The organism is Bartonella machadoae (assembly GCF_022559585.1).
In the GTDB taxonomy this organism is placed as follows: domain Bacteria; phylum Pseudomonadota; class Alphaproteobacteria; order Rhizobiales; family Rhizobiaceae; genus Bartonella; species Bartonella machadoae.
In genome coordinates this window covers 2449012-2461834 of record NZ_CP087114.1, presented here as the reverse complement: position 1 = coordinate 2461834, position 12823 = coordinate 2449012, and the positions used below count along the sequence as shown (strand labels likewise).

Annotated in this window: 11 protein-coding genes, 1 tRNA gene and 2 pseudogenes; 10 read left to right on the top strand and 4 right to left on the bottom strand. The window is 41.7% G+C overall.

Annotation, left to right across the window (positions count from 1 at the left end; translation table 11 throughout):
* Nucleotides 1–6: 6 nt before the first annotated feature.
* From LNM86_RS11660 to LNM86_RS11640, 5 genes are all read left to right on the top strand, one after another.
* On the top strand, nucleotides 7–417 hold the full coding sequence (locus LNM86_RS11660) for a hypothetical protein (protein WP_241437162.1): 411 nt from the start codon (nucleotides 7–9) through the stop codon (nucleotides 415–417).
* Nucleotides 418–547: 130 nt separating this feature from the next.
* The gene (locus LNM86_RS11655) at nucleotides 548–2896 is read left to right on the top strand and encodes a phage tail tape measure protein (RefSeq protein WP_241437161.1); all 2349 of its coding nucleotides are present in this window, start codon (nucleotides 548–550) and stop codon (nucleotides 2894–2896) included.
* 31 nt (nucleotides 2897–2927) lie between these two features.
* Nucleotides 2928–3374, top strand: a complete 447-nt coding sequence (locus tag LNM86_RS11650; protein WP_241437160.1) for a phage tail protein — start codon at nucleotides 2928–2930, stop codon at nucleotides 3372–3374.
* Complete coding sequence (locus LNM86_RS11645; protein ID WP_241437159.1) at nucleotides 3371–3625, top strand: tail protein X; 255 nt, start codon at nucleotides 3371–3373, stop codon at nucleotides 3623–3625. Before LNM86_RS11650 ends, LNM86_RS11645 begins: the two co-directional genes overlap by 4 nt.
* Nucleotides 3616–4623 (top strand): phage late control D family protein, encoded by a 1008-nt coding sequence (locus LNM86_RS11640; protein ID WP_241437158.1) that lies wholly within the window; start codon nucleotides 3616–3618, stop codon nucleotides 4621–4623. The genes LNM86_RS11645 and LNM86_RS11640 overlap by 10 nt, the downstream gene beginning before the upstream one ends.
* Nucleotides 4624–5406: 783 nt before the next feature.
* On the opposite strand, the gene LNM86_RS11635 is transcribed toward LNM86_RS11640, so the two are convergent.
* Nucleotides 5407–5481 (bottom strand) — tRNA-Gly (locus LNM86_RS11635).
* A 193-nt stretch (nucleotides 5482–5674) separates the two neighbouring features.
* Here LNM86_RS11635 and LNM86_RS11630 point away from each other — a divergent pair.
* From LNM86_RS11630 to LNM86_RS11610, 5 genes are all read left to right on the top strand, one after another.
* A complete protein-coding gene (locus tag LNM86_RS11630) occupies nucleotides 5675–6652 on the top strand; it encodes an ABC transporter substrate-binding protein (protein ID WP_241437803.1) in 978 nt (325 codons plus the stop codon).
* 63 nt (nucleotides 6653–6715) lie between these two features.
* Nucleotides 6716–7612, top strand: coding sequence for an ABC transporter permease (locus LNM86_RS11625; protein WP_241437802.1), 897 nt, complete (start codon nucleotides 6716–6718; stop codon nucleotides 7610–7612).
* A complete protein-coding gene (locus LNM86_RS11620; protein ID WP_241437801.1) occupies nucleotides 7605–8399 on the top strand; it encodes an ABC transporter ATP-binding protein in 795 nt (264 codons plus the stop codon). The genes LNM86_RS11625 and LNM86_RS11620 overlap by 8 nt, the downstream gene beginning before the upstream one ends.
* A gap of 4 nt (nucleotides 8400–8403) precedes the next feature.
* A complete protein-coding gene (gene holA, locus LNM86_RS11615; RefSeq protein ID WP_241437800.1) occupies nucleotides 8404–9444 on the top strand; it encodes a DNA polymerase III subunit delta in 1041 nt (346 codons plus the stop codon).
* A gap of 638 nt (nucleotides 9445–10082) precedes the next feature.
* The gene (locus LNM86_RS11610) at nucleotides 10083–10766 is read left to right on the top strand and encodes a response regulator transcription factor (RefSeq protein ID WP_241437799.1); all 684 of its coding nucleotides are present in this window, start codon (nucleotides 10083–10085) and stop codon (nucleotides 10764–10766) included.
* Between the two features lie 198 nt (nucleotides 10767–10964).
* On the opposite strand, the pseudogene LNM86_RS11605 reads toward LNM86_RS11610, so the two are convergent.
* The 3 genes and pseudogenes from LNM86_RS11605 to LNM86_RS11595 form a co-directional block, all read right to left on the bottom strand.
* A pseudogene (locus LNM86_RS11605) lies at nucleotides 10965–11137 on the bottom strand (SAM-dependent methyltransferase); the annotation flags it as partial.
* A gap of 147 nt (nucleotides 11138–11284) precedes the next feature.
* A pseudogene (locus LNM86_RS11600) lies at nucleotides 11285–11726 on the bottom strand (integrase arm-type DNA-binding domain-containing protein); the annotation flags it as partial.
* A gap of 221 nt (nucleotides 11727–11947) precedes the next feature.
* On the bottom strand, nucleotides 11948–12712 hold the full coding sequence (locus LNM86_RS11595) for a class I SAM-dependent methyltransferase (RefSeq protein ID WP_241437798.1): 765 nt from the start codon (nucleotides 12710–12712) through the stop codon (nucleotides 11948–11950).
* Nucleotides 12713–12823: the final 111 nt, after the last annotated feature.

The following is a 12823-nucleotide window of genomic DNA, read 5'->3' as shown; positions in this document are numbered from 1 at the left end:
ACTATGATGACAAATTTACAAACAAGCATTGCTGTGGAATTGCAAGTGCCGCTGCTTATATCAGACAGTGATGGTAAGCAAGCAACACGCAATAAATTAACCTTTTATCGCCCCACCTTCAAACATGCCAAGCAATTGGCAGTGCTGATAGGACCGCAATTGACACAATTGCTGGCTCCAGAAATTGGCAAGCAGAAAACGCTCTCCAATGATGTTCTGCTTGTCAAGCTTTCGCAAGTTTTATTCACCAATGAGGCGACAGAAGGCATTACAGCGCTTTTGGCGGATATGTCCCATGAAACGGTTGAACTGATTGATCGGATTGATACTGTTGATATGATGGCAATCTTGAAGGCTTTTTTTGCTTTTTTTATGGGACGCCAATCCCTTATGCTGGACAATTTGGAGCCGAATTAGCGCTTCATTTTCGTTGGTCGGCTTTAGAGATCAACCAGATGGATTGGCTGGATGTCATTTTTTATCGCAATGAATTAGCACGCTTGAAATCCCAAGAATATGAACAGCAGATGTTGGAATAGGAGCTGTTATGGATGTTTCCCTTGTTGTGCGTTTTGTCAATCATCTGCAAGAAGGGATAGCCTCTGCCAAGCGCGATTTGCAAGCCTTTAGTGCCGATGTTGCCCATTTGCAAAACAAGACACGACAACACTTTAAAAATTGGTTTGATCCTCAACATCTTGAGGATGCAACCAAGAATGCTGAAATGGCTTTTATCCAAGCGCGAGGGCGCATGGTGGGGGCAATTGCCCAAACCGCAACCTTGATTGCCCCCCTCTATAAGGCCATGCAATTTGATCAATCGATGAAGGGCTTGGAAAAGGTTCTTGATGCGCCTCTGCATCGCTTAAAGGAATTGCGCCGCTTTGCTCTTGAGACCTCAACCAAAATCCCGCTTGCTGCACGTGAGGTTTTGGAACTGATGACCAGTGCCAGCCAAGCGGGGATTGGCGAGCAAGATCTCGAAGCTTTTAGTCTTTACGCTGCCAAAGCGGCTGTGGCTTTTGATATGACGGGGGACCAGATTGGTGAACGCTTTGCCAAATTGCGCAATGTCTTCAAACTCAATCAGACAGGCATTGAAGAGTTAGGCGATGCCATCAACCATCTCTCCAACCATATGGCGGCTAAAGCCAGTGAAGTGTCTGATTTTACCAATCGTGCCACCGGTGCTGCCACCATGTTTAAGCTCACTGCCCGTGAAACGGCTGCTTTTGGTACCGCGATGATTTCTGCGGGGATTGTCCCTGAGAGTGCGGCGCGTGGTTTTAATGCCATGAGTTCGCGTATTCAGGCAGGGGGCAAACATATTGAAGATGCTTTTGTCAATATTGGGCTGTCACGGCAAAAGTTTCTCCAAGACATCGACAAAGATGCAACCGGCACGTTAGTGCGCTTTTTTGATGTTTTAGCCAAATCCGAACAGGGTATGCGTTCCCTGATTGCCATTGCTGGGCGCGATTTTACCGGTGACTTTGCCAAATTGGTTGGCAATCCAGAATTGTTAAGCCAAGCGCTCGAATTTGTTAAAGACCCCAAAGTTTTTAAAGGCTCCGTAGAGCAAGAAGCGGATAAACAAGCAACTGGTGCCATCCGGCAATTTGAACTTTTGCAAAACCGCATCGTGGCTTTGGGCATTACCATTGGCAACGTGTTGTTGCCCCATGTTAACAGTTTGATGGAAAGTGTTGGCAATTTTATCAATGGCTTGATGGCATGGGCCAATGCCCATCCCGCCTTAACCAGTGCGATTGTCAAAACCATTAGCACCCTTATGGCTTTTAATATTGCTCTGCGGGTGTTGCGCTTTACCATGGCTGGCACACGCCTTGGGCTTCTTCAACTCATGACTTCTTTTGTTAAGCTTGGAACGCTTAGTCGTGCGCTTAAAACAAGTTGGCGCAGCTTAATCGCTTCAGGGCGCTCTTTGGGAATTATGGCGGCAACTCTTGGTGGGAGCACGCTTCGTCTCTTGCGACCCATGACTTTGTTGGTGGCAGGCTTTCGCGGGCTTATGGTTTCAGGCAGTGCATTTGCTGCTGCTTTTGGTTGGGTTGGCACAGTGATAGAGGTGGTAGCCGCAGGCATTGCCTCTGTTGTTGGTGCTGTTTTTTCCCCGATAGGGGCGCTCATTGCCGCTGTTGTTGCAGTGATCATGGCTGCTTGTTTTGCCTTGTGGAAATATTGGGACCGGTTTTCTTCTTTTGTCAAAGGTTTTGCTCGCGGGCTGGTCCACGCTTTTGGCCGTATCTTTGAAGCTGTCATGCGCTTTTTTGGTGCTGATACCGCAACCATCACCAAGTGGAAAAATACCCTTTCTGCTGCTTTTGACTTTTCTCAAGCTTGGCAAAAGTTCAAACAGGGGCTTGTCGCTATATCCCAATGGTTTGGTAATGTCTGGGAGGGTTTTAAGCAAAGTCTCTCCAGCTTTTGGAGCTGGTTGAGCAGTTTTTTTGCTCGCGAAAAGCTCTCAGAAGAAGCCAAGGCGGGTATGGAACAGGCTGGAGAAGATCTTGCCAATGGGATTGTCGATGGCTTTATGTCCTCCATCACAAAGTTGGCTGATTTTTTTAAATCCTTATCCGGTCGCATCAAAGGATGGATTGGTTCGATTGATATCTCCAACATGTTTCATTTGCCCAGTTGGCTTGGTGGCAAAACAGCTTTGCAGCCGATTGTACAATTTGCCGGTCACCCGCAAACCAGCCCTGTGACAACGCAGGCAACGGACAAAAGCAAGCAGAGCGCATCCGTTTATCACCATCAAAATGTCACCGTGCATGTCAATGGGGCGCGTGATCCTCTTGCTACCGGCCGTGCGGTAAGTCATGCCCTCCAACGGGCAAAAGCCAATGCCTTGCATGGCGGCACAGAATAAGGGGAGGGAAAACAATGAGGGGAGGAGGAAAATGAAAGATCCTTTGATGATGCTAGGTCCGCATCAATTTTATGTCGATTGGCTGAATTTCCAATCCTTTGAAGAAGAGTTCTCCGCCTCATGGGTGTCTATGGAGCGTTTTGGCAAAGCCCCCAGCTTGCAATTTACCGGCTATGGCAATGATGCCAAAACCATCCATGGCGTGTGGTTTCCAGAAGAGTTTGGTGATCGTATAGCCATTGATGCACTCACCATGACCATACGAGCAGCAAAACCGGTGCAGATGCTTCGTTGGGTCAATGATATGAGTTATAGTGCCATATTCCATGGTCCCGTGGTGATTACCTCCATCACGAAAGACCACGATTATATCAGTCGCTCTGGTCAATCGCAGCGTATCCGTTATTCCATCAGTCTGTTGCCCTTTTTTGATGGGGGCAAACCACAAGGATATTTCCAAGAGGGACAACAGCTATGAAGCTACCAGCAAAGCACGTTGTTGTAGAGTTAGAAGATATGAGCCTCGATCTGATTTGCTTTCAACATGCCATGGCGGTGTTGGGAGACCGTCAACAGGCTGGATTCTTAGAGGGCTATTTAGAAGCCACCTTGAGAGCCAATCCAGGGATTGCCCAATATGGTGCTGTTTTGCCACGGGGTTTAGAGATCACTTTGCCTGAATTTGTCTTTGTTCCTCCTCAAAGCAGAGTGAAGCGGTTATGGGATTAAGGCGGACATATCCTTTTATCGAGGTTAAGGTTGGAGACAAACCCGTCCATGAGGTTTTTTACCAGCGTCTTCTTAGCGCCACCATTACCGATCATGCCGGCAATGAAGCCGATCGTTTTGAAGCGGAGTTTGATGATAGGGACAATGATTTAGAGGTTCCACAAAAGAACAGCACCTTGCAGGTGCTGTTTGGTTATCAGGACAGCATCAGTGCGGTTATGGGGCGTTTTGTTGTTGAATCTGTTGTCAGTATCGGGGGCAGTGATGGAGAGGTTTTACACCTTTGCGGCAAAAGCGCTTCAATGCGTGGCGAACTCAAAGAACAAGCAAGTGAGCATTTTGACAATAAAACCATTGGTGAGATTGTTGAAAGCTTAGCCAAGCGCCATGGTTATCAAGCCAAAGTCGACCAAGAATTTTATAGCAAAACCTTGCCTTATGTGGTGCGCACTGATCAATCGACAATTGATTTTTTAACCCGCCTTGCAGAGCGTATGCAGGCACGTTTTTTAATCAAAGACAATAAATTTTTATTTTTAAGCGGCAACAATTTACCGCCCCTCACTCTTGCCAAGCATGATTGTTCCAGTTGGGAATTTACCCTCGAGCCACGCACCCAATATGGCAGCGTTGAATCAACGTACTTTGATCGCTCGCAAGGTAAACAGCTATCTGTCAAATATCGCACAAACCTCAAAGGTCCCACACGGCGTTTGCGTGGTTGCTATCCTTGCAGAGAGGAAGCTTTAGCTGCTGCCGCATCAGAATCAGACCGGCTGTGCCGTAGCATGGGCAGTGGTTCTTTGGTTTTAGAAGGGCGTCCAGAAATCATGGCCGATCAACCTCTCCTTTTGCAAGGGTTCCGTGAGCAAATCAATGGTCCATGGAAAGCCGCAACCGTGACCCACCGCTATGAGAAACAAAGCGGCTATACCACAGAAATCACCTTAGAGGCACCAGAGAAGGGAAAACAGCCATGGGAAGAGGGTAGCTACTAGAATGAGAAAATCAAAAAGTAAAGTTTATCCTTTGATCGGTGATGCGCATGTGAATCAAAGTGTAAACATTGCACTTTGGTTTGCTGATGAGAAATAGGGTCAAGTTGACCGAATTGTTTGTTATCATGCAATAGGTGCAAGTTGCCCCTATTGCTCAGAGAAGCGATAATGCATTTTCAAATCACAATATATTAAAGTGTGAAGGGGATAAAAAATCAAAGGGTCAACTTGACCTTTTGATTGATGATGATAGGCATTTGAAGAAATTGGTACAAGTTGTACCAAGTGCGTGAAGATTAGCAATTGGGTCAAGTTGACCGAATTGCTCAAATGCTTTTTCTCTTTTTAGTAATATGCTTGGGATAGGAAAAAACGATTATTCAATTCCCCTAAAAGAGGCAATAAATGACCTTTGAAGACCCTTTGAGAGCCCTTTGAAAAAATGAAAATCCTTTGAAAAGGAGGTCATTTTTACAAAATATGATGCAAATGATACAAAATTTGTTGGTCTCTGCATGCATGTTTTACAGATTTTAGATGTCAAATAATGGGATTATTGGAAGAGATGTATCATCTTAAATTGTGATTCTGGGCAGAGCAAAATAAGACTCATGAAAGCGGTTCTAAACACCTCTTAAAGCTTCTCTGAGAACCGCTTAAAAACTCTGTGAAAAAAAATGAATTGCTGCAAAACCTGGTGTCAAATTATGCAAAACCTAGTGGCAAGCTACAGGCAAGCTACACAGTGGCAAGCTACACAAGCTACAACTTCTTTACGATCTATGGAGCGGGCGATGGGATTCGAACCCACGACCCCAACCTTGGCAAGGTTGTGCTCTACCCCTGAGCTACACCCGCTCACCGATTCGAAACATATTTTGCTTCAGATACCGCTTGTATGGCTTAGGCTTTAGCGAATTGCAACAAAAAAATAACATTTTAGTTTGATTTATTTTGTAAGTGTTTCAAAAATGAAAATAAAGATTGATTTAAATAGTATTTTTTAATAGATTGTCCCTCCTTAATTATTGCACAAGAGGGGCGGAGTAGAATGTTTAAAAAAATAAATATATTGTGGATAGTGGTTGCAGCTGTTTTTATCATAAATGGTTTTGCAAAAGCAGATGATCATACTAAACATGTTAAAGTGGCAATTACACAAATTATGTCGCACCCTGCTGCGGATGCTGTGCGCAAAGGAGTGGAAGATGCTTTGGCGGAAAGTGGCTATAAGCAGGGTGAAAATTTTGAACTCACTTTCTTATCCGCACAGGGTAATATTTCTACAGCAACGCAAATTGCACGTAAATTTGTTGGTGATAAACCTGATGTTATTGTAGCGATTACGACGCCTTCAGCGCAAACAATGTCTGCGGCAACAAAGACAATTCCTATTGTTTTTGCTGCAATTTCTGATCCTGTTGGAGCAAAAGTAGTCCCTTCCCTTATCAAGCCTGGTGGTAATGTAACAGGGACTTCTGATCGTATAGATATTGCGGGAAGTCTTAATCTTTTGCGGGAAGTAAAACCCAATTTGAAAAAACTTGGTTATCTTTATAATGCTTCTGAAGCAAACTCCGTGTCAACACTTAAGACGTTAAAAGAAGAAGCCATTAAAGTGGGAATCGAAGTTGTTCCTTCTTCTGCACCTAAGCTTTCTGATGTTCAAGCGGCAACACGTGCCTTAATTGGTAAGGTCGATATTATTTTTATTCCTGCTGATAATACAATCTTGTCTTCTTTAGAAGGAGCAGTAAAAGTTGCTCAGGAAGCAAATATTCCTGTATTCTCTGTCGACTATAATTCTATAGGACGTGGACCTTTTATGACCCAAGGTGTCAATTTCTATGATGTAGGGGTTGATGCTGGGAAGTTGGCTGTGCGTATTTTAAAGGGTGAAAAACCTGGCGATATTGATGTTGTGCTAGCGGCTAATAATGATATCCGTATTGATATGAAAGCAGCTAAAAAAGCTGGTATTGTTATCCCGCAAACAGTTATTGAACGCGCAACAAAAATTCTTCAATAGGTCTCCATTAATGTGATGTTGATACGGTAAACGTGTATTAAGTTTTTATGGGGAATGTTTTGGATGAATATATTTGCGCTTTCTGGTGCTGTAGAGTTAGGTCTTATTTATGCGTTTGTTGCAATTGGAGTTTACCTCTCATTCCGCGTCTTAGATTTTCCTGATTTAACTGTTGATGGATCGTTTCTTCTCGGGTCATGTGTCTGTGGTGTTTTGATTCTTTTGGGCTTCAATGCATGGGCGGCTATGGCATGCGCTTTTTGTGCGGGTATGATGGCTGGTTTGTTGACAGCGTTGCTGAATTTACATTTTGGTATTTTAAATCTTTTGGCTTCAATTTTAACAATGTCAGCGCTTTATACGGTTAATCTTCGTATCATGGGTATTATGGGAGGCTCCAATGTTAATTTGGCTCTTTCTGATACTGTTTTAACTCCTTTCTATGGTCTATGGGGGTTTCCTGATATTTTTGTGCGTCCTCTTTTTATTGGTTCAGTCTTACTGATTGTGGCATTTTTTCTTTGGCGCTTTTTAGAAAGCGAAATAGGTCTTGCTATGAGAGCAATGGGCACCAATCCACGTATGGCTACGGCACAAGGAGTTCACAGATCTGCATTGATTTATTTTGGTATGGGGCTTTCAAATGCATGCGTTGCGCTTGGAGGTTCCCTTTATATTCAAACCGCAATTGCTACTGATATTACTGGGGGCGCTGGGACGATTGTTTTCGGTTTAGCTGCGGTTATTATTGGTGAAACTCTTTTTCGTACGCGTAATATTTTGTGGATTATCATCAGTTGTATTGTTGGATCTGTTCTTTACCGTGTTGCAGTGCAGTTTGCTTTTGAAGCAAACGCGATTGGTGTTGATACGTCGACCGATCTTCAATTGATTACCGCGCTGTTAGTTGCTTCAGCTCTCATTATACCACGTTATTGGGGGAAACTTAAACATGATTGAGTTTTCTCATGTCGGAGTCACATTTAAACCAAAAACGCCTTTGGAAAAACAAGCCCTCATTGACATTAATCTCAAAATTGATCGAGGGAGTTTTGTTACAATTATTGGTTCGAATGGTGCTGGTAAATCAACTTTGCTAAGCGTGTTAGCGGGTGCCATTCCCCCTACAGAGGGGAAAGTGCTTATCAATGGGCAAAATGTTTCTAGGCAATCAGTCAGTGAGCGAGCAGACAGGATTGCTTGTGTTTTCCAAGATTCATTAATGGGTAGTTGCGGTTCTTTAACCATTGAAGAAAATTTGGCTCTTGCTGCTATGCGCGGGAAGCGTCGAGGTTTGCGTTCAGCGTTGAATTATAAAAAACGGCAGTTTTTTCGTGATGAAATTGCCCAATTAGGCATTGGGCTTGAGACATATATTCATAATCCTATGGATAGTTTGTCAGGGGGACAACGGCAAGCCGTTTGTCTTGTGATGGCCACTTTAGCCCATGCAGATGTTTTATTGCTTGATGAACATACTTCAGCATTAGATCCTGGAATGGCTGATTTTGTCATGCGGTTGACCGAAAAAATTGTTGAAGAGAAAAAATTAACAACTATTATGGTAACACATTCTATGCGCCAGGCCCTTGATCATGGAGATCGTACATTGATGTTGCATGGGGGAAAAGTGATTTTGGATGTGCGTCAAGAGGAACGTAAGGGGTTGGATGTAAGCGATCTTATCGGTATGTTTCAAAAAGTTCGTGGTGAAGCTCTCGATGATGATGAACTTTTAATGGATTAATATTTTGGCTCAGAAAAAAGCGCATGAAGTCGATCATTTTCTAACGCGTTTTTCACGCTCTTTTCCTATTGTTCTCATTTATGGACCAGATCGAGGTCTTGTTTGTGAACGTGCGCAGCGTTTTGCTAAGCTTACAAAGATAGCTATAGAAGATCCATTTTCAACGATTCGTTTGGATGCAACTGAAATTGATAAAGACCCTCCCCGTTTGGAAAATGAAGCACGTACTTTATCACTTTTTGGAGGAGATCGTTTAATATGGATCTCTAACGGTGCTAATCAAAAAGGTTTTCTGACAGCTTTGAAGCGTTTAATTGACGAACCACCAGAGAAAAGTTTTATTCTCATTGAGGCAGGGGATTTGAAAAAAGGAACAGGATTGCGTAATGCCGTTGAAACGGCAGAAAAAGCAATGGCTTTGCCCTGTTTTGCAGATGATGTTCGCGCTCTTGATGGACTGATTGATGAGGTTTTGGGCCATTTTAAGAAGACCCTTTCTTTGGATGCACGTAAGTGGTTGCACGAAAGTTTGGGAGGTGATCGTCTTGTATCACGAAGTGAGTTAGAAAAGCTTTGTCTTTACGCTTCGAATATTCATATCACTCTCGAGGATGTCAAAGCTGTTGTGAGTGATGTCAGTGCTCTTTCTCTTGATGACGTGATTGATGCTCTTTTATTGGGTGATATAACAGGTTTTGAGACTCATTTTAGCAGACATGCAACAGTGCAGAGCACAGTTTTTCTTATTTTAAGTACGGCACAAAGGCATTTTCAACAATTGCAATTGTTACGTTATCAAGTTGAGGTTGAAGGAAAATCTCCTTCTATAGCGATTTCTCAAGCTCGCCCTCCCATTTTTTTTCAACGGAAAAAAATTGTTGAACAGGCTTTAAGATATTGGAAATTAGAACATATTTCCTATGCAATGGAAAGAATTCAAAGTGCTGTTTTAGAAAGTCGTAAAAATCCGCTTTTGAGCGAAGCGATCGTTCGTCAAATTTTACTGGGACTTACAATTACTGCGCGGCGTCAAAAAGCTGCTTAAAACATATAAGATATTGATTTATAATAATTTACTGTTTTATATATTGAATGAGAGTCTCGAAAGGTTTTCTCATTTCCATCCTACTTATATTGAAACAATCAAAACCATTTTTTTTTGCATATCACAAGTGGGTTGGCATGTGGGTAAAAACACGAGAAGAAAGGAATAAAAATGTTTCAATCGTCTTCACGCAAGGATTGTTGCAACATTGGGAGCCGGCAAAGAGTATAAGGGGAACCGACTTATACCTTCATAAGCGTGAAGAATGGTGGTGCTCAGAGGCTTTTACGCTATGCCATTCACGGGCGATAGCGTGAAATGGGCTTGAGTGTGCTTTAAGAGATGTTTCTATTAAAGCAAGCGCGTGAATTGACGGCACAGCATCCCTCTTATAATGCAGAGAAAAGAGTAAAAAGAACAATAATAGTTTCTGTAGAAATATCGAAAACAATCTATACATTACCTCACGCGTAATTCTTCATTTTTTGGAAAAATTTTGGCAAATGACCATAGAAGAAGCAAAATTTTGTTTTTTAGAGGTTTACTTTTTTAATTTTTCTTGCATGAAAACACATTTTTCATGAAACTACTCTCAACCAATTGATGCATCAACATATTTTATCTTTATAAGGAAAAAAATGGACCATTATACCCTTTTAATCATTGAAGATGATGATGATTTGCGCCCTATTTTGGTAGAACAATTACAAATGCATCAAGAATTTGAAGTACTGCCAACAAAAACAGCTGAAGCAGGAATAACAATAACCCAAGAGAAAAATATTGATCTCGTTATTTTAGGAATTGAATTGTCTGATTTTGATGGCTGCAAAGCTGTTAAAAAATTACGTGCCCAAGGCTTTCGTGCGCCCATTATTATGATCACAAATCATGATACAAATTGCGATACTCTTTTAGATCTTGAAACAGGCGCCAATGACTATGTAACAAAACCCTTTCGTTTTGCGGTGTTATTGGCACGAATCCGTGCCCAATTGCGTCAATATGAGCAAAATAATGATGCAGTTTTTTCCATTGGTCCCTATAGCTTTAAACCTAGACAAAGACTTCTTATTGATCAATGCAATAAAAAAATGCACCTCACAGAAAAAGAAGCGGCAATTCTTCAATACCTCTATTCCACCAATGATAAAATTGTCAGTCGTGAAACACTGTTAGAACAAATTTGGGGTTACAATAAAGATGTTGTCACTCATACCTTAGAAACCCACATCTATCGTTTGCGACAAAAAATTGAAAAAGACCCTTCTCATGCAAAAATTCTTATTACCGATCAAAATGGCTATCGCTTAAATCTTTAAATCTTCTCTAACATTGATTGCTTCAAAAGCAATTTTTCTTCTCTTCCCTTTCTCTGAAACACAACAACACGAAAAAAATACACTATGCTGATTTATAAAGATCATTCATGATTTATAACTTTAACGACAGTCTGAAATAGAGTAAAATTCCCTCTTTCCAATCCATCTGATTATGAATGAGTAAAATCAGTTACTTATAAAAAATAAGAATAATCGTGAGATGCGTCCTGAAAAAGGTATATAATGAACAGTTGCTTTCACGTACCCAGAAATAAAATTTGTTTTTTCAAACAAACGAACGATTTGTTGCCACCTATAAGATATTGTCCATAACCAAAAGCAGTACAAGCATTGTGTGCCCAAGAACAGGGCGATTTTTCTTACCCATCACAAAGAGGATTCGTGGAGGGATAACCATTTAGCAAAAGCGCACTTATGCCTCCCAAAAACTCTCTCAATATAAGATAATAACAATCGTGATATTAAGCGAACGGAGAAAATGGGAGTGCCGGTTCTCTATCAGTTTGCGTAATCTCTGAAACCGGTAAACAGCCTAATTTAGGGAGAATATGAAGTTTTAAAGACGAAAACCACTCACCATTTTTATCATCTCCTTTTAATTCAGCTTTACGAGTTTCAAAAGTATAGAGAGCAATATCTTTTAAATAATGGAGATTACATATTGCCTCACGCTTTTGTTTCTCACGTTCTTTAATGGGATTACGACCCTCATATAAAGCAGAATGCTATTGGGTTGCACAATCGCGAGCTTGCTTTAAAGAAACATTTCTTAAAGTATAGAAGTCTATTTCACGACGGCACCCATGGATGGTATAGCGTAAAAGCCATTGAGCATCACCATCTTTATGCTTGTGAAGGTGCAAGCCGGCACCATCATACTCTTTACCGGCCCCCAATGGTGCGACAGCCCTTGGTATTGAGACGATTGATGAGAGGCATTTTTCGCCTTTCTTGAGAGTTTTTTACCCACATACCAGCTCTGCTTATAACGCGCAAATAAATGATTATGATTGGTTCAATATAAGAGGATTTGAGATGAGAAAATCTTACAATATTCGTGGGGGGTATTCAGCGTGCAAAATGATAAATTATCATTATAAATCAATAAGTTATAGTTTATCTTATAAGCAAAGGTTATGCCCAATGGATCTTGAATCTCTTCACAGATGCGATTGTGAGAGGGAATTGGCAACAACGTGAGAAGAACTCTCATAGGCTTGTGGTGATAACGCAGGAATAAAAACCCGCCGCGATTGACGGCGCTTTACAAGCAGTCCTTGATAAACACGTTTTTGTGCCTGACACATCAAGAGACCTCCGAAATAAGGCAAAAGATAACGTGCAAAGGGCTCATAAAAAAATGAGAACAATCGTGAGGTACGTCCTAAAGAAGGCATATAATGGACAACTTCTTGCACTGGTCCAGAAATAAAATTTGTTTTTTCAAACAAACGAGCGATTTGTTGCCGACTATAGGGTTCACCATAACCAAAAGGTGTGGAAGCATTGCGTGCCCAAAAACCAGGGCGATGAGGAACAATAACAATCAGACTACCATTGGGAACTAAAACGCGCCATATTTCATTCAACGTTTCAAGTGAATTCTCTGTATATTCCAGAGCATGTACCAATAAAACACAATCCACCGAAGCATCAGGAAGCGGTAAATCTTCTTCAAAAACAAGTGCTGTAGCGACCTTATCAGCACAAGGCCAAGGTGAAACACCCTGAGCAGCCGGCATAAAGGCAAAACATTGCTGGGCGCGTGAACACAATACGGAAAGATAAGGAAGCGCATAGCCTAAACCCATCACCCGTTTATCAATAAGATCAGGCCACCATAAATTTAATTGCTCACACAACGTCCTTTGTACACGCAGTCCAAGGGCAGAATCGTAAAAATCTCTCAGTGTGATTATATCCAACTTAACATACCGTATAGAAAAACTTTAAACCTAACAGGCGCTTACATATACCCCACTTATATGGACTTTTGCCTTTTCTCCGCAATGGTAAAAATTTTAATATTTCATATT